Raw genomic sequence first — 21,537 nt, 5'->3', positions numbered from 1 at the left:
ACGCACCGTGAGGAGCTTCCCGTGGCCGATCCCGCGGTCGAGGTCAAGAGGCCGAGCCGGAGTTCCGGCTGGCCGGCAGCGTGGTCGTGCGAGGTCCGCAGTTCGGCAGGACGCTGCTGCAGGGCGCGTTCGGCCTGCTCCTGGGGCTGCTGGTGCTCTTCGGCTTCTTCGACTGGCCGCACAGCAGCCTCTACGCACTCGGGCTCTTCTTCTCCCTGGCGCTGCTCTTCGACGGGCTCGGCCTGATCGCGATCGGGGTCGGCGGCCGCCGTATCGTCTCGATGGTCTCGGATCCACGGACGACCGGAGGACTGCCGGGCGCTCCCACAGGAGAGGATCAGAATCGGTCCACGGGCTGATTCTTTCGGGCAGATCCGGCCAGAAGCTGCCGATAGAAGTCGATTTCTGTTCAGTAGCACAGTCCAAGCCGACTACGCCCCGCACTCTGTACTCGACGTGCAGTCACCACCGAGTGGAGAGCGGGTACCGCACCATGGAGAGCCGCGGGAGTGTCCCCGCCCGGCCCGTGTCGTACGAGGGTGTCTGGCGGTTCACCGCCCCGGCCGTGGACGTCTCCGTACCGCAGGCCAGGCATGCGGTGCGCGATCTGCTGATCCGCCAGGGCGTACCGGTGGACGACGACATCGCCGAAGGACTGCTGCTCATCGTCTCCGAGCTGGTCACCAATGCCGTGAAGCACGCGGCGCTGCTCTCGCCGGAGTTGGCCGTCGAGGTGGCCGTCGGTGCGGAGTGGGTCAGGGTGTCCGTCGAGGACAACCACCCCTACCGTCCGACGGCCCTGGAGACGGACTACGCGCAGACCGGCGGGCGCGGTCTGCTGCTGGTCCGGGAGATCACCCGGGAGGCGGGCGGCGCCTGCGATGTGGAACACACCGCAGGCGGCGGCAAGATCATCTGGGCTGTGTTGCCCCTGCGGCCTCGGGCCTGACCGGGCCCGCGGGCCGCGGCAGTCGGCCCGTCACCAGCCGGCGGACGGTCCGGTCAGCTCCCTGATCGCCGGCCGGGCGGCATCCAGCACCGTCATGAACCAGGCGGAGAACGGCGCCCGCGCATGCCGCTCCGCGAGCTCGTCGGCCGTCACGAAGGCGGTCTCGCCGACCTCCTCCGGGTCCGGGCGCAGCGCGTCCTGCGCCATTCCCACGAAGAGGTGATTGAACTCCTGCTCCACCAGGCCGGAGGCCGGGTCGGGGTGGTTGTAGCGCACCGTGCCTGCCTCGGCAAGCAGGGAGGGCGAGATCCCCAGCTCCTCGTGCGTACGCCGGGCGGCGGCGGCGAAGGGCGCCTCACCCGGGTAGGGGTGGCCGCAGCAGGTGTTCGACCAGACACCGGGGGAGTGGTACTTGCCGAGCGCCCGACGCTGCAGCAGCAGCCTGCCCTGCTCGTCGAAGAGGAACACCGAGAAGGCCCGGTGCAGTTGACCGGGCGGCTGATGGGCGGCGAGCTTTTCCGCCGTACCGATGGTGGCGCCGTTTTCATCGACCAGTTCGAGCATGATCGCTTCTGCTGTGCCGTTCGACGAGCTGTTCGCCGCGGTGGCTGGTGTGGTCGGCATACCCATCCTTCGCTATGGTCCCGGCCCCGTGCGCCGGTCCCGTCGAGTCCGCTCAAGTCTGCCGTACAAAAGCCGCTTGTCCGTACTTCGGGTCCTGGCATGTCCGGCCCCGCCGCGCCACGGGGCGCGCCGGGGCCGGACGGCACGTCAGACGCCGAAAGCCGCCGGGTAGCGGATCGTGCCCCGCGGCACCGGCACGGAGTCGTCGAGCACCAGGGCCATCATCGCCTCGTCCGGGACGTCGAAGCCCGGCCGGATTCCGTACCGGGACGCTGGTACGAAGCCGAACCTCGGGTGGTACTCGGGATGACCGAGCACCAGGACGAGGGACTCGCCCCGCAACCGGGCCGCGTCTAGCGCCGCCCGCACCACGGCCTGACCGGCAGCCTGCCGCTGACGGTCCGGGGTCGTCGCCACCGGGGCCAGCGCCAGAGCGGGCGCGTCCCCGACCCGGCACCTGGTCAGCAGCGCGTACGCGGCGATGTCGCCGTCCGGACCGTCCAGCACCACGTGGCCGAGGCCGGGCAGCCAGGCCGCCGGATCGCCGCGCAGCTCGTCGACGAGACGGGCCTCGTCCGGCGTCGGGAACGCCGCGGCGTTGACGGTGTGCACCACGGCCCCGTCCGCCGCCGTCTCCGGCCGGGTCGTCCAGCGGGGATCGGCGGGGCGCAGCACGTAGCAGGCGTAGCCGTACTCCGAACCGTGCTCGCGCCGCATGGCCAGCTCCTCGCGGGTCGCCGCGAGCGCCCACGCCATGCCGGGAGCCGACGGGTCCGCGGTCTCCACGCGCTCGGCGAGCGGGATGTAGTACTCGTCCCAGTCGCTGTCGGGCTGCACCCGTACCCCGAGGACGTGGTAGCCGGCCGTCACCGCCGCCGCGGTGTTGGCCGCCACGGGGCGCAGCGAGGCCTGCTGTTCCCAGAAGGCGCGAGCCGCGGCCGACGGCGTGTCCGTCGTCCAGACGCACTCGGAGACGACGAGGGAGCCGCCCGGGGCGAGCAGCCGCTTCCAGTCACGCAGCGCGGTGTCGAAACCGATGATGTACGCGGACCCCTCGGCCCAGACGAGGTCGAACGACCCGTCCGGGAAGTCGGGTCCGGAGAGATCGGCCATGTCGGCCCGGACCGTACGGATGCGGTCACCGAGCCCGCGGGCCCCGGCCGCCTCGCGCAGTTCGTCGAGGAACGGCTCGTGGAGATCGACGGCCGTCACCTCGGCACCCGCCTCGGCGGCGAGCAGCAGTGCGGCGCGGCCGGGGCCGCAGCCCAGGTCCAGGACGCGCGGACGGCGCGGCAACGGGCCGGCGAGCTCCAGCAGCCGCCGGGTGGTGGCGTCGGAGCCGGGGCTCTGCCGGGGCAGGTGGTGATGCAGGGAGAAGAACGCCTCGGAACGGACGGCGTGATCGTTGTCGGTCAACGTGGGAAACCCTTGTGCGCGAGGGCTCCGGCCAACGTGTCGACCCGGTGCGAGTCGGGGTGCTAGCCGAGGGCCCGGAAGATGAGGAAGGACCGGATGCTGCGCCGGGCGGGCGCCGTCGCGACGGTCATCAACCTCAGCTCCTCTCGTGCACGGGGAGGCCGACATGCCTCGCCGGGTACCTTACACGGCCCACCGAACGGCGGTTCAGTGGCAGAGCTTGGCCTCGTGCTCGGCATGGCCGCTCGGCTCCAGCTGGAATGTGCAGTGCTCCACATCGAAGTGGACGCCGAGGCAGCCCTGCAGCTCGTGGAGGAGCTTCTCGTGACCGATCGAGTCGAGCATGTCCTGGCGCACCACCACATGGGCGGACAGGACCGGCATTCCCGAGGTGATCGTCCAGGCGTGCAGGTCGTGGACGTCGAGCACTCCGGGCAGGGCGGTGATGTGGGCCCGTACCTCCCCCATGTCGACGCCCTTGGGCGCCGCCTCCAGCAGCACGTTGAGGGTCTCCTTGAGCAGCTTCACCGTACGGGGGACGATCATCAGGCCGATCACCAGCGAGGCGATCGGGTCGGCGGCCTGCCATCCGGTGGCCAGGATGACTCCTGCCGAGATCAGCACGGCGAACGAGCCGAGGGTGTCCGCGAGCACCTCCAGATAGGCGCCGCGCACATTGAGGCTGTCCTTCTGCCCGCGGACCAGCAGCGACAGCGAGATCATGTTGGCGACCATGCCGACCAGGGCGAAGACGATCGTCAGCCCGCCCCTGGTCTCGGCCGGGGTGATGAAGCGCTGGATCGCCTCGAAGAGCAGAAACCCGCCCACGCCGAGCAGCAGCAGGCAGTTGGCCAGGGCGGCGAGGATCTCGGCGCGGGCGAAACCGAAGGTGCGGTTGAGCCCGGCCGGCCGGTTGGCGAAGTGGATCGCCAGCAGCGCCATGCCCAAGCCCAGGGCGTCGGTCGCCATGTGGGCTGCGTCGGCGATCAGTGCGAGGGAGTCGGAGAGCAGTCCGCCGACGATCTCCAGGACCATCACGGTGAGCGTGATGGTCAGCGCGATCCGCAGCCGGCCCTTGTACGCGGCGGCCGCCGTGCCGGTGGGCGGTGGCCCGCCGTGTGTGTGGCCGTGGTCGTGCCCTGCCCCCATGGGGACGCCTCCCGGTCGTCTCGCGGACTCGGACCCGATCGGCCCGAGCACTGCCAGTGAACTACGGGTGGGGGGTATCGGGCAACACGGTACTGAACACCGTTGTCATATGCCCTGACCTGCGGAAATGGCTGCAGGTCAGGGCTGTGGGGCGATCGCCGAGGCTCAGTTGCCGCGCGCCTCGGGGTGGCGCAGACACCAGCCCTCCCAGGCGGACTCGACCATTTCGCGTACCCCCTGCCGGGGCGCCCAGCCCAGTTCCTCGGACGCCCGGACCGCGGACGCGACGGCCTTCGCCGCGTCACCGGGACGGCGCGGCTGGACCTCCGGCTTTTGGTGCATGCCACTGACCTCGCCCACCACGTCGGCCAGCTCGCGCACCGAGACGCCCTCGCCGCGGCCGATGTTCACGGTCAGGTCGCCGGTGCGCGGTCCGGCCAGCCGCCGGGCGAGTGCGAGATGCGCGTCGGCGAGATCCGCGACGTGGATGTAGTCGCGGACGCAGGTGCCGTCGGGGGTCGGGTAGTCGTCGCCGAAGATCCGGGGGGCCTCGCCCCGGGTCAGCCGGTCGAAGAACATCGGAATCACATTGAAGACACCCGTGTCCGACAGTTCCGGCGTCGCTGCCCCGGCCACGTTGAAGTAGCGCAGGCAGCCGGTGGACAGGGCGTGTGCCTTCCCGGTCGCCCGGACCAGCCACTCCCCGGCGAGCTTGGTCTCACCGTACGGATTGATCGGAACGCACGGGGTGTCCTCGGTGATGAGTTCCACATCCGGTACGCCGTACACCGCGGCCGAGGACGAGAACAGGAAGCGCCGCACGCCGACGGCGACGACGGCCTCCAGGAGGACGGTCAGCCCCGCGACGTTCTCCCGGTAGTAGAGCAGCGGCTTCTCGACGGACTCGCCGACCTGCTTCTTCGCTGCGAGATGCACCACACCTGTCACGCCGTACTGCGCCATTGCGCGGTCGAGCAGCGCACGGTCGGAGATCGATCCCCGGATCAGCGGGACATCGGCCGGGAGCCGCTCGGCGATACCGGTCGAAAGGTCGTCGAGGACGACCACCCGCTCACCGGAGCCCGTCATGGACCGCACCACGTGTGCCCCGATGTACCCAGCTCCGCCTGTGATCAGCCATGTCATGCGGGTCAGCCTAGAGCCTCGCCCCGGAGGGGGGCCTGCCCGATCCGGGAAGGGGACCGCCCGCCATGGCCGCGTTTTGTCAGGCGAGGCGGGGATCGACGATGATGATCGCGGACGGCGCCGCATGATGCCGGTCCACCCCGAACGGAGCATAAACGGGCAGTGAACTCCCGCTTCCGTTCATCCGATAGCCTCTGCCGACGTGCCGCCGGCCCGCTTCCGGGCCGCACTGTCGCGCGCCGACCCCGTCAGCACCAAGGAGTGAGTTCGTCTGTCGACCGCCATCCTCACCGGTGCGCCGGTACCCGGGTCGTCGCTCGCGGACGATCTGCGGTCACTGGGCTTCGACGTACAGGTCGCCGCCGATGTGACCGAGGCCGCACGGCTGCTCTCGGCTGTCCCCGCCGATCGCCGCGTCGCACTGGTCGACCCCCGCTTCGTCGGCCATGTCCATGCTCTCCGGCTCGGACTCACCGACCCGCGCTTCCCCGCCGCCACCGTGCCCGGCGCGCTCACCGCGCAGCCCGAGGCGCGCCCCGCGCTCGTGCGGGCCCTGAGCACCACGGCCGCGGCCGTCGGCGCGGGCGTCCCCACGGGTTCGGGCGCGACCGCGACGACGGTCACCGACCGCACCGTGCCGGGCCGCCTCGCCGTCACCATGGACGCCGAGGGCACGGCCGTGCAGCGCCCCGAGCTCGGCTCGCTGGTCGCCGCCGTGCCCGCCGACGAGTCCGCGCACACGACCGCGCGGAACGCCGTCGCCGCCGTCGACGACGAGGCGGTACGGCTGCGCAGCGCGGTGAAGGCCCACGACGGTTTCTTCACCACGTTCTTCATCAGCCCGTACTCCCGCTACATCGCCCGCTGGTGCGCCCGCCGAGGCCTCACGCCGAACCAGGTCACCACCGCGTCCCTGCTCACCGCGCTGATCGCGGCGGGCAGCGCGGCGACCGGCACGCGCGGCGGCTACATCGGCGCCGGAGTGCTGCTGCTCCTCTCCTTCGTCCTGGACTGCACCGACGGGCAGCTCGCCCGCTACTCGCTGCAGTACTCGACGATGGGCGCCTGGCTGGACGCCACCTTCGACCGGGCCAAGGAGTACGCGTACTACGCCGGCCTCGCGCTCGGCGCCGCCCGTGGCGGGGACGACGTATGGGCGCTGGCCCTCGGCGCGATGGTGCTCCAGGCATGCCGCCACGTCATCGACTTCTCGTTCAACGAGGCCAACCACGACGCGGTGGCCAATTCGAGCCCCACGGCGGCCCTCTCCGACCGGCTCGACAGCGTCGGCTGGACGGTCTGGGCGCGCCGGATGATAGTGCTGCCGATCGGCGAGCGCTGGGCGATGATCGCGGTGCTCACCGCGGTGACCACCCCCCGGATCGTCTTCTACGCCCTGCTCATCGGCTGCGCCTTCGCGGCCTGCTACACCACGGCCGGCCGGCTGCTGCGCTCGCTGACCCGCAAGGCCCGGCGCACCGACCGCGCCGCCCGCGCACTGGCGGACCTCGCCGACTCCGGGCCCCTCGCACAGCTCGCCGCGGCGATCGGATCCCGCACGAAGGGGCCCTGGACCGCTCCCGTCATGGCCCTGCTCGGCGGACTGCTCATGGTCGCTTCGGCCCTCTCGCAGCCCTTCGGCAGCTGGCACACCATCCTCGCGGCGGTCGTCTGCGCGATCTTCTCCGGCCTGGCCGTCTCCCGCCCCCTCAAGGGCGCCCTCGACTGGCTCGTACCGCCCATATTCAGGGCGGCGGAGTACTGCACCGTCCTCGTTCTCGCCGCCCGCAGCGATGTCGCGGGAGCCCTTCCCGCGGCCTTCGGGCTGGTATCGGCCGTCGCCTACCATCACTACGACACCGTGTACCGCATTCGTGGCGGCACCGGCGCGCCGCCCCAGTGGCTGGTCCGCGCGATCGGTGGGCACGAGGGCCGCACCCTGGTGGTGGCCGTACTCGCCGCCGTACTCACCCGGCATTCAGCTTTCACCGTGGCACTCACCGCTCTGGCAGCGGCCGTGGCACTGGTGGTGCTCGTGGAGTCCATCCGCTTCTGGGTGTCGTCCGGAGCACCCGCCGTTCACGACGAAGGAGAACCCGCATGATCGGCCTCGTACTGGCAGCCGGTGCAGGACGGCGTCTGCGCCCCTACACCGACACGCTTCCGAAGGCGCTCGTGCCTGTGGGCCCTGAACAGGACGGCGCTGCGAAGACGGTCCTGGACCTGACGCTGGCCAACTTCGCGGAGATCGGCCTCACCGAGGTCGCCGTCGTCGTCGGCTACCGCAAGGAAGCCGTGTACGACCGCAAGGCCGATCTGGAGGCGAAGTACGGCCTCACCCTCACCCTGATCGACAACGACAAGGCCGAGGAGTGGAACAACGCCTACTCCCTGTGGTGCGCTCGTGACGTCCTGACGCGCGGCGTCATCCTGGCCAACGGCGACACCGTGCACCCGGTCTCCGTCGAGAAGACCCTGCTCGCCGCCCGCGGCGAGGGCCGGAGGATCATTCTCGCCCTCGACACGGTGAAGGACCTCGCCGACGAGGAGATGAAGGTCGTCACGGAGGGCGACAAGGGTGTGCGGCGCATCACCAAGCTGATGGACCCGGCCGCCGCGACCGGTGAGTACATCGGCGTCACCCTCATCGAGCCGGAGGCCGCCGCGGAGCTCGCCGACGCCCTCAAGGCCACGTTCGAGCGCGACCCCGACCTCTACTACGAGGACGGCTACCAGGAGCTGGTGAACCGAGGCTTCACCGTCGACGTGGCCCCCATCGGCGAAGTGACGTGGGTCGAGATCGACAACCACGACGACCTCGCGAAGGGCCGTGAGATCGCGTGCCAGTACTGACCCGGCTCATCCCGTCCCCGGTCGTCGTCGACATCCGTCGCGGCGCCCTGGACGATCTGGCCGGTCTCCTCGCCGACCAGCGGATCTCCTCCTCCGGCAAGCTCGCGGTCGCGATCAGCGACGGTTCGGGACGTGCCCTGCGCGAGCGGCTGGCGCCCGCGCTGCCGGGCGCCCACTGGTACCCGGTCACCGACGGCACCCTCGACTCTGCCGTCAAGCTCGCCGACGACATCAAGGGCAACCGCTACGACGCCGTGGTCGGCCTGGGCGGCGGCAAGATCGTCGACGTGGCGAAGTACGCCGCGGCGCGCGTCGGCCTGCCCATGGTCGCGGTGGCGACGAACCTCGCCCACGACGGCCTCTGCTCGCCGGTCGCCACTTTGGACAACGACAACGGCCGGGGCTCCTACGGGGTCCCCACCCCCATCGCCGTCGTCATCGACCTCGACATCGTGCGCGAGGCACCGGCCCGCTTCGTGCGGTCCGGCATCGGCGACGCGGTCTCCAACATCTCCTGCGTGGCCGACTGGGAGCTCGCCCACGAGGTCAGGGGGGAGGAGATCGACGGACTGGCCGCGGCCATGGCCAGGCAGGCCGGTGAGGCCGTGCTGCGCCACCCCGGCGGGATCGGCGACGACGCCTTCCTCAAGGTGCTGGCCGAGGGCCTCGTGCTGACCGGCATCTCCATGTCGGTCGCCGGTGACTCCCGGCCGGCCTCGGGCGCCTGCCACGAGATCAACCACGCCTTCGACCTGCTGTACCCCAAGCGGGCGGCGAGCCACGGCGAACAGGTCGGCCTCGGCGCCTGCTTCGCCATGCACCTGCGCGGCGCGCACGAGGATTCGCTGCTCATGGCGGTCACCCTGCGCCGCCACGGTCTGCCCGTCCTGCCCGAAGAGATCGGCTTCACCGCCGACGAGTTCGTCCAGGCCGTCGACTACGCCCCGCAGACCCGCCCGGGACGCTTCACGATCCTGGAACACCTCAACCTGTCCACCGACCAGATCAGGGACGCGTACGCCGACTATGCAAAAGCCATCCATAGCTGAACTCCGTCCGGTCGTGCACGCTCCGGGCGTGAAGGACCGGCGCAGCGGCGAACACTGGGCGGGTCGGCTCTACATGCGCGAGATCTCCCTGCGCGTGGACCGGCACCTGGTGAACACCAGGGTCACGCCGAACCAGCTGACCTATGTGATGACCGTCGCGGGCGTGCTCGCCGCACCGGCCCTGCTCGTTCCCGGCATTCCCGGAGCGCTGCTCGGCGTCCTCATGGTCCAGCTCTACCTGCTGCTCGACTGTGTCGACGGCGAGGTGGCCCGCTGGAAGAAGCAGTTCTCACTGGGCGGGGTCTACATGGACCGCGTCGCCGCGTATCTCTGCGACGCCGCCGTGCTGGTCGGCTTCGGCCTGCGCGCCGCCGATCCGTGGGGCTCCGGACGGATCGACTGGCTGTGGGCCTTCCTGGGCACCCTCGCGGCCCTCGGCGCCATCCTGATCAAGGCCGAGACCGACCTCGTCGGCGTCGCACGCCACCAGGGCGGGCTGCCGCCGGTCAAGGAGGCAGCCTCCGAGCCGCGCTCGTCCGGCATGGCGCTCGCCCGCCGGGCCGCCGGTGCGCTCAAGTTCCACCGGCTGATCCTCGGCATCGAGGCGTCACTGGTGATCCTCGTGACGGCCGTCCTCGACACGGTCAGGGACGACCTGTTCTTCAGCCGTCTCATGGTCGCGGTCCTGGCCGGCATCGCGTTGCTGCAGACGCTCCTGCACCTGGTGTCGATCCTGGCGTCGAGCAGGCTGAAGTGAGCACACCCATGAAGCTCGGCGCGGTCATCATCACGATGGGCAACCGCCCCGCAGAGCTGCGCGCCCTCCTCGATTCGGTCGCCAGGCAGGACGGCGACCGGATCGAGGTGGTCGTCGTCGGAAACGGCGCCCCCGTGCCGGACGTCCCGGCGGGGGTGCGCACCGTCGAGCTCCCCGAGAACCTGGGCATCCCCGGCGGCCGCAACGTCGGGATCGAGGCATTCGGCCCGTCCGGGGCCGATGTGGACGCCCTGCTCTTCCTCGACGACGACGGACTGCTTCCGCTCAGCGACACCGCCGAGCTGTGCCGGCAGGCGTTCGACGCCGACCCGGAGCTGGGCATCATCAGCTTCCGGATCGCCGACCCCGACACCGGTGTCACCCAGCGCCGGCACGTGCCGCGGCTGCGCGCCGTCGACCCGATGCGTTCCTCGCGGGTGACGACCTTCCTCGGCGGCGCCAACGCCGTGCGCACCAAGGTCATCGCCGAGGTCGGCCCGCTGCCCGGCCAGTTCTTCTACGCGCACGAGGAGACCGATCTGGCCTGGCGGGCGCTGGACGCCGGCTGGATGATCGACTACCGCGCGGACATGGTCCTCAACCACCCGACGACCGCCCCGTCCCGGCACGCGGTGTACCACCGCATGGTGGCCCGCAACCGGGTCTGGCTGGCGCGGCGCAATCTGCCCGCGCCGCTGGTCCCCGTGTACCTCGGCGTGTGGCTGCTGCTGACGCTGTTGCGCAAGCCTTCGGGCCCGGCCCTGAAGGCCTGGTTCGGCGGCTTCCGCGAAGGCTGGTCCACGCCGTGCGGAACCCGCCGTCCGATGAGGTGGCGCACGGTATGGCGGCTGACCAGACTCGGCCGACCTCCCGTGATCTGAGAGGCTCTCCTCTGAGAGCATGAAGACGTGCTTCTTCTCCACGGGACCTGTCCGCTCCGAGCCGCGCCCGCGACTGGCCGCGCATCTTGAATACGAGAGTTTCATCTGGTGAGTGACACAACCCATGATGGTGCGGTCGCCCTGAGCACCCCACCATCCGCCGACGACGGCCTGAGCTCGGCCGAGATGGCCGCCAAGTACGGCCTGACGGTGAGCGGCGCCCGGCCAGGGCTCTTCGAGTACATCCGGCAGCTCTGGGGCCGCCGCCACTTCATCATGGCGTTCTCCAGGGCCAAGCTGACTGCTCAGTACAGCCAGGCCAAGCTGGGCCAGCTGTGGCAGGTGGCCACGCCCCTGCTCAACGCCCTGGTCTACTACCTGATCTTCGGGCTGATCCTCGGCACCAGGAAGGGGATGACCCAGGACGTCTTCATTCCGTTCCTGGTGACGGGTGTCTTCGTCTTCACCTTCACCCAGAGTTCGGTGATGGCGGGCGTGCGGGCCATCTCCGGCAACCTGGGACTGGTCCGGGCCCTGCACTTCCCGCGGGCCTCGCTGCCCGTCTCGTTCTCGCTGCAGCAGCTCCAGCAACTGCTGTTTTCGATGATCGTGCTCGGGATCGTGGCCGTCGCCTTCGGCAGCTATCCCGGTCCCTCCTGGCTGCTGATCGTCCCGGCGCTGGCCATGCAGTTCCTCTTCAACACCGGACTGGCGCTGATCATGGCCAGGCTCGGCAGCAGGACTCCCGACCTCGCCCAGCTGATGCCGTTCGTGATGCGGACCTGGATGTACGCGTCGGGCGTCATGTTCTCCATCCCGGTGATGCTCAAGGACAAGCCGGACTGGATCGCCGATGTGCTGCAGTACAACCCGGCAGCCATCTACATGGACCTGATCCGCTTTGCGCTGATCGACGGCTACGGCGCGGGGAACCTGCCGGCGCACGTCTGGATCGTGGCGCTCGCCTGGGCGGTCCTCGTCGGCGTCGTGGGCTTTGTGTACTTCTGGAAGGCAGAGGAACGGTACGGCCGTGGCTGACGACAACACTTCGGGGCGTGTCCCCACCGTCATCGCCGACGATGTGCACATCGTGTACCGGGTCAACGGCGGCGGCGGAGGAAGGGGCAGCGCCACCGCGGCGCTGAGCCGGATACTGCGCCGCGGCAAGGGCGAGTCACGCGGAGTGCGGAAGGTGCACGCCGTACGCGGCGTCTCCTTCACCGCCTACCGCGGCGAGGCCATCGGTCTCATCGGGACCAATGGCTCCGGCAAGTCGACCCTGCTGCGGGCCATCGCCGGTCTGCTGCCCACCGAGCACGGCAAGGTGTACACCGACGGCCAGCCGTCGCTGCTCGGTGTGAACGCCGCGCTGATGAGCGATCTGACCGGCGAGCGCAACGTCGTGCTCGGCGGCCTCGCGATGGGCATGTCGCGCGAGGAGATCCGGGAGCGTTACCAGGGCATCGTGGACTTCTCCGGCATCAACGAGAAGGGCGACTTCATCACCCTGCCGATGCGGACGTACTCCTCCGGCATGGCCGCCCGGCTGCGGTTCTCCATCGCCGCCGCGAAGAACCACGACGTCCTCATGATCGACGAGGCGCTGGCGACCGGTGACCGCAAGTTCCAGATCCGCTCCGAGAAGCGCATCAGGGAGCTCCGGAAGGAAGCGGGCACCGTCTTCCTGGTCAGCCACAGCAACAAGTCCATCAGGGACACCTGTGACCGGGTGCTGTGGCTGGAAAAGGGCGAGCTGCTGATGGACGGTCCGACGGACGAGGTCCTCAAGGCGTATGAGCGCGAGACCGGCAAATAGACTCTCCGCCGGTTCCCCGGCACCTACGCGGCCTCCGCCGGGGCTCTTCGGCGGAGGCCGCGCCGGTGTCCGGATCGCGGACGCCCCGTGGCGTCCACCACCCCCGGCGGTACGCCCCGCACAAGATCTCCTCCCGTCGGATGACGTCAATTTCCTTGCGCACGGGGAAGGTTGGCGAGGCAGGACGCGTTGTTCCTGTGCGCGTAACACCCCGACGTATCGATGAGCGTTGTACAACGTAAGCTGTACCGGTGCTGATTCGTGGCAAGTGGGGCGATACCGCCTGGCCAAACGGCCTGCAGGCGTGCTCCGCACTCGGCAGAGCGGGCGGCGTGTCCGGAATGGGATGTTTTGGGTCAGCAGTGTAGAACGGGAGATGTGACGGCAATGACGGAAGATCTCCAGCTCCGAGGTGCTCACGCCGTCCCAGCGCCGGGCGGCCGGTGGTGACCCGTACCCGGCAGGCGCGCCCCGATGCTGCCGTGCCCAGCACCCTCGACAAGGCCGCGGACGAGAATTTCCCCGTCGCGCCGTTCTTCCTGCCGCGCGCCTGGCGCGACGACCTGATGGCCGTCTACGGCTACGCCCGCCTCGTCGATGACATCGGTGACGGTGATCTTGCCCCCGGCGGCGCGGACGCCCGACACCTCGGCCTCGATCCCGCGCAGACCGACGACCGGCTTGCCATGCTCGACGCCTTCGAGGCCGATCTGCACCGGGTCTTCGGCACCGCGGGCGACGGCCCGCACCACCCCCTGCTGCGCGCGTTGCGCCCCACCGTGCGGTGCCGCGGGCTCACCCCCGAGCCCTTCCTGGGCCTCATCGAGGCCAATCGCCAGGATCAGAAGGTCCGCCGCTACGGGACCTACGACGAACTCGCCGCCTACTGCGAGCTCTCCGCCAATCCCGTGGGCCGGCTGGTCCTGCAGATCACCGGAACCGCCAGCCCCGAGCGTGTCCGCCGCTCCGATGCCGTCTGCACGGCCCTGCAGATCATCGAGCACCTCCAGGACGTCACCGAGGACCTCGGCCGCGACCGGATCTATCTTCCCGCGGACGACATGGCGCGATTCCACGTCCGTGAAACCGACCTGGCCGCCCCTTCGGGGGGCGCGTCGGTGCGCTCACTGGTCGCGTACGAAGCGGAACGCGCTCGGGAACTGCTGAATGAAGGCACCCCTCTGGTGGGTAGCGTCCACGGCAGGCTCAAGGTGCTTCTCGCCGGATTCGTGGGCGGGGGGCGTGCCGCCCTCACCGCGATCGCGGCCGCCGGGTTCGACGTACTGCCCGGACCGCCCAAGCCCACCAAGCCCAGCCTGCTGCGCGAGGCGGGAGTTGTCTTGCGAAGAGCGCGGAGAGAGGGGTGAGCCGGACCGTGGAGGGACAGACGACCTACATGTCGGCACCGGTACAGGCCGCATACAGGTACTGCGAGGCGGTCACCGGACAGCAGGCGCGTAACTTCGCGTACGGCATCAGGCTGTTGCCGGCCGAGAAGCGACAGGCCATGTCGGCGCTGTACGCCTTCTCCCGCCGCGTCGACGACATCGGTGACGGTGCGCTGGAGCCGGAGACCAAGCGGATTCGCCTGGAGAGCACCCGCGCGGTCCTGGACCGGATCCGCGGCGGCGCGATCGACGAGGACGACACCGATCCGGTGGCCGTCGCGCTCGCCGATGCCGCGCGCCGATTCGCGATCCCGCTCGGCGGGCTCGACGAACTCATCGACGGCGTGCTGATGGATGTGCGCGGTGCGACGTACGAGACCTGGGACGACCTCAAGGTCTACTGCCGTTGCGTCGCGGGTGCGATCGGCCGCCTCAGCTTGGGAGTCTTCGGTACGGAACCAGGCGCTCCGGGTGCCGACCGGGCCGCGGAGTACGCCGACACGCTGGGCCTCGCGCTCCAGCTGACCAACATCCTGCGTGACGTGCGCGAGGACGCGGGCAACGGACGCACGTACCTGCCCGCCGACGACCTGGCCAAGTTCGGCTGCTCGGCCGGCTTCCACCGGGCCACCCCGCCGTCCGGCGCGGACTTCGCGGGCCTGGTGCACTTCGAGGTCCGGCGTGCCCGCGCGCTGTTCGCCGAGGGGTACCGGCTGCTGCCGATGCTGGACCGGCGCAGTGGCGCCTGTGTCGCGGCCATGGCGGGCATCTACCGGCGGCTGCTCGACCGGATCGAGCGCGATCCCGAGGCGGTGCTGCGCGGCCGGGTCTCGCTGCCGGGCCACGAGAAGGCGTATGTCGCAGTGCGTGGACTCTCGGGTCTGGACGCCCGGTACATCTCGCGCCGGACGGCCGGGAGGCGTGTCTGATGCGCCGCACGGACATCTCGCGCACCATGTGCATCACAGAAACACGTTGCGATCAGTGGTCAACCTTCTGGTGTACTGACGCGTCCCTGACTGAAGTGACCCGGCGAAAGGAGGACGCATGACGGACGACGGCCCGCGTTCCTCCCGGGCGGTGGTGATCGGCGGCGGGCTCGCCGGCATCACCGCAGCCCTGCGTCTCGCCGACGCCGGGCTTGACGTGACCCTGCTCGAAGGGCGGCCCAGGCTCGGCGGACTCGCCTTCTCCTTCCGGCGCGGCGAACTGACGGTCGACAACGGACAGCACGTCTACCTGCGTTGCTGCACCGCGTACCGCTGGTTCCTCGACCGCGTCGACGGGACCCGCCTGGCGCCCCTGCAAAACCGTTTGGACGTGCCCGTCCTCGATGTCGGGCGCCCCTCGGGCCCCCGGCTGGGACGGCTGCGCCGCAACGCGCTGCCGGTGCCGTTCCACCTCGCCGCGGGCCTCGCCGGCTATCCGCACCTCTCGCTCGCCGAGCGGGCGGGCGTCGGACGCGCCGCACTGGCGCTGGGCCGCCTGGACCCGGACGACCCCGCGCTCGACGCCGTCGACTTCGGCAGCTGGCTCGCCCGGCACGGCCAGTCGCCGCGCACCATCGAGGCCCTCTGGGACCTGGTCGGCGTTGCCACGCTCAACGCCACCGCGCCGAACTCCTCACTGGCCCTCGCCGCGAAAGTCTTCAAGACCGGACTCCTCTCCGAGCCCGGCGCCGCCGACATCGGCTGGGCGAGCGTTCCGCTCGGTGAGGTGCACGACACGCTGTCCCGCAAGGCCCTCGACTCCGCCGGAGTGCGCACCGAACTCCGTACGAAGGCCTCCTCCCTCACCCGTTCGGAGGATGGCTGCTGGATCGTCGACACCGGCGGCGAACGGATCGAAGCGGACGCCGTGGTCCTCGCCGTCCCCCAGCGCGAGACCCACGGGCTGCTGCCGGAGGGCGCGCTCGACGAGCCGGAGCGGCTGCTCGACATCGGCACGTCGCCGATCCTCAATGTGCACGTCGTCTACGACCGCAAGGTGCTGCGTCGCCCGTTCTTCGCCGCGCTCGGCTCCCCGGTCCAGTGGGTCTTCGACCGTACGGATGCCTCGGGGCTCACCGGACCCGGGCAGTACCTCGCGGTGTCCCAGTCCGCCGCCGACGAGGAGATCGACCTGCCCGTCGCCGAGCTGAGGGAGCGTTACCTGCCGGAGCTGGAGCGGCTCCTTCCGGCCGCCCGCACCGCGGGGATCAGGGATTTCTTCGTCACCCGGGAGCGCACGGCGACCTTCGCCCCCGCTCCCGGCGTCGGCCGGCTGCGGCCCGGAGCCCGCACCCGGGTGCCCGGCCTCAGCCTGGCCGGAGCATGGACGGCCACGGGCTGGCCCGCGACGATGGAGGGTGCCGTCCGCAGCGGGTTCAGCGCGGCGGACGTCGCGCTCCGGACACTCGGCCGCTCCCATGAACATCCGCTGCAGGAGGCGGCATGAGCAGTACCACCGGAACAAAAGGAGAGTCAGTGACCCCGGCGAATCCGGCTTACGACCCCGTGGCCGACACCACGGACGTCACCGCGCTTCTGGAGCGCGGACGGGCCCTTTCCGCGCCGGTGCTCCGGGCCGCCGTTGACCGGCTCGCACCGCCCATGGACACCGTCGCCGCCTACCACTTCGGCTGGATCGACGCCCAGGGACGGCCCTCCGACGGCGACGGCGGCAAGGCCGTCCGTCCGGCGCTCGCCCTGCTGTCCGCGGAGGCGGCCGGGGCCGCGGCGGAGGCCGGCGTCCCCGGCGCCGTGGCCGTCGAACTCGTGCACAACTTCTCGCTGCTGCACGACGACCTGATGGACGGCGACGAACAGCGCCGCCACCGCGACACCGTCTGGAAGGTGCACGGCCCCGCCCAGGCGATCCTGGTCGGGGACGCGCTCTTCGCGCTCGCCAACGAGATCCTGCTGGAGCTCGGCACCGTCGAGGCGGGCCAGGCGGCGCGTCGGCTGACCGTCGCCACCCGCAAGCTCATCGACGGGCAGGCCCAGGACATCTCCTACGAGCACCGGGAGCGGGTCACCGTCGAGGAGTGCCTGGAGATGGAGGGCAACAAGACCGGCGCCCTGCTGGCCTGCGCCTGCTCCATCGGTGCGGTACTCGGCGGCGCCGACGACCGTACCGCCGACACCCTGGAGGCGTACGGCTACCACCTCGGCCTCGCTTTCCAGGCCGTCGACGATCTGCTCGGCATCTGGGGCGACCCCGAGTCCACCGGCAAGCAGACCTGGAGCGATCTGCGTCAGCGCAAGAAGTCCCTGCCGGTCGTCGCCGCGCTCGCCGCAGGCGGCCCGGCCTCGGAGCGCCTCGGCGAACTGCTCGCCGCCGACGCGAAGAGCATTGATTTCGACAGCTTCTCCGAAGAGGAGTTCGCCGCCCGTGCGGCGCTCATCGAGGAGGCGGGCGGCCGCGAATGGACCGCCCAGGAGGCCCGTCGACAGCATGCCGTCGCCATCGAGGCGCTGCACCGGGTCGACATGCCGCAGACCGTGCGGGCGCAGCTCACAGCGCTCGCGGACTTCGTCGTCGTACGAAAGAGATGATCACCATCTGCTCCATATGACTCGCAGTCGCCGGCCGGTGCCCCTCCCGGGCACCGGCCGACGGAGACCCCAGCACAGCAGAGGACCGAACTGCAAGAAGGGGAAGCCATGACAGCGACGACCGACGGAAGCACCGGGGCTGTGAAACCCCGCGCAGCCTCGGCCAGTAGTCCGACCGACACAACCATCGTCGCGGACGACGTACTCGCCGCCGCGCGGCGGGCCGCGGAACGCTCGGTGGAGCACCTCCTCGGCAGACAGGACGAGCAGGGCTGGTGGAAGGGCGACCTCGCCACCAACGTCACCATGGACGCCGAAGACCTGCTGCTCCGTCAATTCCTCGGCATCCAGGACCAGACCGTCGTCCAGGCCACCGGCCGCTTCATCCGCGGCGAACAGCTCGGTGACGGCACCTGGGCCACCTTCCACGGCGGCCCCGGCGAACTCTCCACCACCATCGAAGCGTACGTGGCACTGCGGCTGGCCGGAGACCGGCCGGACGAACCGCACATGGCCCGCGCTTCGGAATGGATCAGGGAACAGGGCGGGATCGCGGCGAGCCGTGTCTTCACCCGGATCTGGCTCGCCCTCTTCGGCTGGTGGAAGTGGGACGACCTGCCGGAGCTCCCGCCCGAGCTGATGTTCTTCCCCAAGTGGGCCCCGCTCAACATCTATGACTTCGGCTGCTGGGCACGCCAGACCATCGTGCCGCTCACCATCGTCTCGGCCAAGCGGCCGGTCCGCCCAGCTCCCTTCGCGCTCGACGAACTCCACGCCGATCCGCGCCTGCCGAACCCGCCCAGGCGTGTTGCTCCGGCGGCGAGTTGGGACGGAGTGTTCCAGCGCCTCGACAAGGCACTGCACGCGTATCACAAGGTCGCACCACGCAAGCTGCGCCGGGCCGCCATGAACGCCGCGGCCCGCTGGATCATCGAGCGCCAGGAGAACGACGGCTGCTGGGGCGGCATCCAGCCGCCCGCCGTGTACTCCGTCATCGCGCTGCACCTGCTCGGCTACGACCTGGACCACCCGGTGATGCGGGCCGGACTCGAATCACTCGACCGGTTCGCCGTCTGGCGCGAGGACGGCGCCCGGATGATCGAGGCATGCCAGTCGCCGGTCTGGGACACCTGCCTCGCGACCATCGCCCTCGCCGACGCCGGGGTCCGCCCCGACCACCCGGCGCTCGTGAGGGCCGCGGACTGGATGCTCGGCGAAGAGGTCGTCCGTCCCGGCGACTGGTCCGTGCGCCGCCCCCGGCTCAACCCCGGCGGCTGGGCGTTCGAGTTCCACAACGACAACTACCCGGACATCGACGACACCGCGGAGGTGGTCCTCGCGCTGCGCCGGGTCCGCCACCCCGACCAGGCCCGCGTCGAGGCCGCCATCCGGCGCGGGGTGCGCTGGAACCTCGGCATGCAGTCCCGCAACGGGGCCTGGGGCGCGTTCGACGCGGACAACACCAGTGCCTTCCCCAACCGGCTGCCCTTCTGCGACTTCGGTGAGGTCATCGATCCGCCGTCCGCCGATGTCACCGGGCACGTGGTGGAGATGCTCGCCGTCGAAGGCCGGTCCGGACACCCGGCGACCCGGCGCGGCGTCGAGTGGCTGCTCGCCGAACAGGACGTGGAGGGCGGCTGGTTCGGCCGCTGGGGCGTCAACTACGTATACGGCACGGGGTCGGTGGTGCCCGCCCTGGTGGCCGCCGGACTGCCCGTCACCCATCCGGCGATCCGCCGGGCGGTCGGCTGGCTGGAGTCCGTGCAGAACGACGACGGCGGCTGGGGCGAGGACCTCCGCTCGTACCAGGAGGACAAGTGGATCGGGCACGGCGCCTCGACCGCCTCCCAGACCGCGTGGGCCCTGCTCGCGCTGCTCGCCGCGGGCCGACGGGACAGTGAGGCCGTGCGGCGGGGAGTGTCCTGGCTCACCGAGACCCAGCAGGCCGACGGTTCCTGGGACGAGCCGTACTTCACCGGCACCGGCTTTCCCTGGGATTTCTCCATCAACTACCACCTCTACCGGCAGGTCTTCCCGCTCACCGCACTCGGGCGGTACGTGCACGGCGAACCGTTTGCCGACCGCGCGGCCACCCGCAAGGGGGCCTGATGGGCGATGGTCCGGGGCCGGCCCGCCCCGCAGCGCCGCTGCTGATCGCCTGCGCGCTCGGCATCGAGCAATTCGCCCTGCGCAGCGGCAGGGGCAGGGCCGGTGACGCCCCGGGTCCGGTGACCGTGCTCCGTACCGGCATGGGGCCCAGGGCCGCCGAGGCCGCGGTGTCTCGCGCGCTCGATCCGGACCGGGCGCCCGGCACCGCCGTCCTCGCCTCCGGATTCTGCGCCGGCCTGTCACCCGGAATGCACCCCGGGGACCTGGTGGTGGCCGACGAGACCCGGGGAGCCGGGGACTCGACGGTCTGCACCGGCACGGGCCTGCTCGCCGAGGCCCTTGCCCGGACGGTGCCCGGCCGCACCGTTCACACCGGTCCGCTGACCGGTTCCGCCCACGTCGTACGCGGACATGAGCGGGCCGATCTGCGGGCCACCGGAGCGATCGCGGTGGACATGGAGTCCGCCGCCACCCTGCGCGCAGCCCTGCGGTCCGGGCCTCGCCCGGTTGCGGCCGTACGGGTGGTCGTGGACGCTCCGGAGCACGAGCTCGTCCGCATCGGGACGATACGCGGTGGAATATCGGCTTTCCGTGTTCTCCGTGCCGTCCTGCCGGCTTTCTATGAATGGCACCGATCTTTGCTGCTCCCCAGGAGGTGAGCCAGATGGCCATGCCGCTCCGTCAGTCCATCAAGGTTGCGACGTATCTCGTCGAACAGAAGCTCCGCAAGCGGGACAAGTTCCCGCTCATCGTGGAACTGGAGCCGTTGTTCGCCTGCAATCTCGCGTGCGAGGGCTGTGGGAAGATCCAGCATCCGGCGGGAGTGCTCAAGCAGCGCATGCCGGTCGCCCAGGCTGTGGGCGCCGTGCTCGAATCGGGTGCCCCGATGGTCTCCATCGCGGGTGGCGAGCCGCTGATGCATCCGCAGATCGATGAAATCGTGCGGCAGTTGGTCGCGCGGAAGAAATACGTCTTCCTCTGCACCAACGCGATGTTGCTGCGGAAGAAGATCGAGAAATTCAAGCCCTCGCCGTACTTCGCGTTCGCCGTGCACATCGACGGGCTGCGGGAGCGGCACGATGAATCGGTCGCCAAGGAGGGAGTGTTCGACGAGGCGGTGGCGGCGATCAAGGAGGCCAAGCGGCGCGGCTTCCGGGTCACCACGAACTCCACCTTCTTCAACACCGACACCCCGCAGACCGTCATCGAGGTCCTCAACTATCTCAATGACGATCTGAAGGTCGACGAGATGATGATCTCGCCCGCCTACGCGTACGAGAAGGCGCCCGACCAGGAGCACTTCCTGGGCGTCGAACAGACCCGCGAACTGTTCAAGAAGTCGTTCGCGGGCGGCAACCGGGGCCGCTGGCGGCTGAACCACTCGCCGCTCTTCCTGGACTTCCTGGAGGGCAAGGCGGACTTCCCGTGCACCGCGTGGGCGATCCCGAACTACTCGCTCTTCGGCTGGCAGCGGCCCTGCTATCTGATGGCCGACGGGTACGTCCCCACGTATCGCGAACTCATCGAGAAGACCGACTGGGACAAGTACGGCCGCGGCAAGGACCCGCGCTGTGCCAACTGCATGGCGCACTGCGGCTACGAGCCCACCGCCGTCCTCGCCACCATGGGGTCGCTGAAGGAATCCCTGCGCGCCGCGCGCGAGACCGTCTCCGGGAACGGGTGACGTCATGACCGCTGGAGAGCCGGTCGCTCTGGGTCTCCCCGAGCTGCCGGCCCGGCCGATCGCGATGCGCCGCCACTCGCGGCGCATCCAGGTCGGGTCGGTTGCCGTGGGCGGGGATGCGCCGGTGTCGGTGCAGTCGATGACCACGACGCGTACGTCGGATGTGGGTGCGACGTTGCA

20 protein-coding genes and 1 pseudogene are annotated in these 21,537 nt (G+C 70.4%); 17 read left to right on the top strand and 4 right to left on the bottom strand.

Annotated elements, in window-relative coordinates; genetic code table 11:
* Window positions 1-62 precede the first annotated feature (62 nt).
* A pseudogene (locus ABZ826_RS32185) lies at window positions 63-359 on the top strand (HdeD family acid-resistance protein); the annotation flags it as partial.
* Between the two features lie 134 nt (window positions 360-493).
* Complete coding sequence (locus tag ABZ826_RS32180; RefSeq protein ID WP_361456227.1) at window positions 494-949, top strand: ATP-binding protein; 456 nt, start codon at window positions 494-496, stop codon at window positions 947-949.
* A gap of 30 nt (window positions 950-979) precedes the next feature.
* On the opposite strand, the gene idi is transcribed toward ABZ826_RS32180, so the two are convergent.
* The 4 genes from idi to galE all read right to left on the bottom strand — a co-directional run bounded on the left by idi (window position 980) and on the right by galE (window position 5,284).
* Window positions 980-1,573, bottom strand: a complete 594-nt coding sequence (gene idi, locus ABZ826_RS32175) for an isopentenyl-diphosphate Delta-isomerase (protein ID WP_361456224.1) — start codon at window positions 1,571-1,573, stop codon at window positions 980-982.
* 147 nt (window positions 1,574-1,720) lie between these two features.
* Window positions 1,721-2,989: a bifunctional class I SAM-dependent methyltransferase/N-acetyltransferase gene (locus ABZ826_RS32170; RefSeq protein ID WP_361456221.1), complete on the bottom strand. Its 1,269-nt coding sequence runs from the start codon at window positions 2,987-2,989 to the stop codon at window positions 1,721-1,723.
* A gap of 207 nt (window positions 2,990-3,196) precedes the next feature.
* Window positions 3,197-4,138, bottom strand: coding sequence for a cation diffusion facilitator family transporter (locus tag ABZ826_RS32165; protein ID WP_361456218.1), 942 nt, complete (start codon window positions 4,136-4,138; stop codon window positions 3,197-3,199).
* Window positions 4,139-4,303: 165 nt separating this feature from the next.
* Entirely contained in the window at window positions 4,304-5,284 is a 981-nt protein-coding gene (galE, locus tag ABZ826_RS32160; RefSeq protein WP_361456215.1) for a UDP-glucose 4-epimerase GalE, read from the bottom strand.
* A gap of 271 nt (window positions 5,285-5,555) precedes the next feature.
* Between galE and ABZ826_RS32155 the strand changes: the two genes are divergently transcribed.
* The 15 genes from ABZ826_RS32155 to ABZ826_RS32085 form a co-directional block, all read left to right on the top strand.
* Window positions 5,556-7,388 (top strand): DUF5941 domain-containing protein, encoded by a 1,833-nt coding sequence (locus ABZ826_RS32155; RefSeq protein WP_361456305.1) that lies wholly within the window; start codon window positions 5,556-5,558, stop codon window positions 7,386-7,388.
* Window positions 7,385-8,137, top strand: a complete 753-nt coding sequence (locus ABZ826_RS32150) for a phosphocholine cytidylyltransferase family protein (RefSeq protein WP_361456212.1) — start codon at window positions 7,385-7,387, stop codon at window positions 8,135-8,137. The genes ABZ826_RS32155 and ABZ826_RS32150 overlap by 4 nt, the downstream gene beginning before the upstream one ends.
* Entirely contained in the window at window positions 8,125-9,186 is a 1,062-nt protein-coding gene (locus ABZ826_RS32145) for an iron-containing alcohol dehydrogenase family protein (protein WP_361456209.1), read from the top strand. The genes ABZ826_RS32150 and ABZ826_RS32145 overlap by 13 nt, the downstream gene beginning before the upstream one ends.
* Window positions 9,164-9,943 carry a CDP-alcohol phosphatidyltransferase family protein gene (locus tag ABZ826_RS32140; RefSeq protein ID WP_361456206.1) on the top strand — a complete coding sequence of 260 codons (780 nt, stop codon included), beginning with the start codon at window positions 9,164-9,166 and terminating at the stop codon, window positions 9,941-9,943. Before ABZ826_RS32145 ends, ABZ826_RS32140 begins: the two co-directional genes overlap by 23 nt.
* 8 nt (window positions 9,944-9,951) lie before the next feature.
* Window positions 9,952-10,824, top strand: coding sequence for a glycosyltransferase (locus ABZ826_RS32135; RefSeq protein ID WP_361456302.1), 873 nt, complete (start codon window positions 9,952-9,954; stop codon window positions 10,822-10,824).
* Between the two features lie 108 nt (window positions 10,825-10,932).
* The gene (locus ABZ826_RS32130; protein WP_361456203.1) at window positions 10,933-11,862 is read left to right on the top strand and encodes an ABC transporter permease; all 930 of its coding nucleotides are present in this window, start codon (window positions 10,933-10,935) and stop codon (window positions 11,860-11,862) included.
* Window positions 11,855-12,640 (top strand): ABC transporter ATP-binding protein, encoded by a 786-nt coding sequence (locus ABZ826_RS32125; RefSeq protein WP_361456200.1) that lies wholly within the window; start codon window positions 11,855-11,857, stop codon window positions 12,638-12,640. Before ABZ826_RS32130 ends, ABZ826_RS32125 begins: the two co-directional genes overlap by 8 nt.
* Window positions 12,641-13,086: 446 nt before the next feature.
* Window positions 13,087-14,007, top strand: a complete 921-nt coding sequence (hpnC, locus tag ABZ826_RS32120; RefSeq protein WP_361456197.1) for a squalene synthase HpnC — start codon at window positions 13,087-13,089, stop codon at window positions 14,005-14,007.
* A complete protein-coding gene (gene hpnD / locus ABZ826_RS32115; protein ID WP_361456194.1) occupies window positions 14,004-14,957 on the top strand; it encodes a presqualene diphosphate synthase HpnD in 954 nt (317 codons plus the stop codon). The genes hpnC and hpnD overlap by 4 nt, the downstream gene beginning before the upstream one ends.
* Before the next feature lie 118 nt (window positions 14,958-15,075).
* Window positions 15,076-16,464: a hydroxysqualene dehydroxylase HpnE gene (gene hpnE, locus ABZ826_RS32110; protein ID WP_361456191.1), complete on the top strand. Its 1,389-nt coding sequence runs from the start codon at window positions 15,076-15,078 to the stop codon at window positions 16,462-16,464.
* The gene (locus tag ABZ826_RS32105) at window positions 16,461-17,564 is read left to right on the top strand and encodes a polyprenyl synthetase family protein (protein WP_361456188.1); all 1,104 of its coding nucleotides are present in this window, start codon (window positions 16,461-16,463) and stop codon (window positions 17,562-17,564) included. The genes hpnE and ABZ826_RS32105 overlap by 4 nt, the downstream gene beginning before the upstream one ends.
* A gap of 108 nt (window positions 17,565-17,672) precedes the next feature.
* Complete coding sequence (gene shc / locus ABZ826_RS32100) at window positions 17,673-19,673, top strand: squalene--hopene cyclase (protein ID WP_361456185.1); 2,001 nt, start codon at window positions 17,673-17,675, stop codon at window positions 19,671-19,673.
* The gene (locus ABZ826_RS32095) at window positions 19,673-20,332 is read left to right on the top strand and encodes a 1-hydroxy-2-methyl-2-butenyl 4-diphosphate reductase (protein ID WP_361456182.1); all 660 of its coding nucleotides are present in this window, start codon (window positions 19,673-19,675) and stop codon (window positions 20,330-20,332) included. Before shc ends, ABZ826_RS32095 begins: the two co-directional genes overlap by 1 nt.
* A gap of 5 nt (window positions 20,333-20,337) precedes the next feature.
* Window positions 20,338-21,357: an adenosyl-hopene transferase HpnH gene (gene hpnH, locus ABZ826_RS32090; protein ID WP_361456179.1), complete on the top strand. Its 1,020-nt coding sequence runs from the start codon at window positions 20,338-20,340 to the stop codon at window positions 21,355-21,357.
* Window positions 21,358-21,361: 4 nt separating this feature from the next.
* On the top strand, window positions 21,362-21,537 hold a 176-nt coding region (locus ABZ826_RS32085; protein WP_361456299.1), incomplete at its 3' end, for a flavodoxin-dependent (E)-4-hydroxy-3-methylbut-2-enyl-diphosphate synthase.

The sequence above is a fragment of the Streptomyces sp. NPDC047515 genome, from assembly GCF_040643055.1.
Taxonomy (GTDB): domain Bacteria; phylum Actinomycetota; class Actinomycetes; order Streptomycetales; family Streptomycetaceae; genus Streptomyces.
Note: the sequence above shows the minus strand (reverse complement) of the source record. Positions and strands in the feature narration are given on the sequence as shown.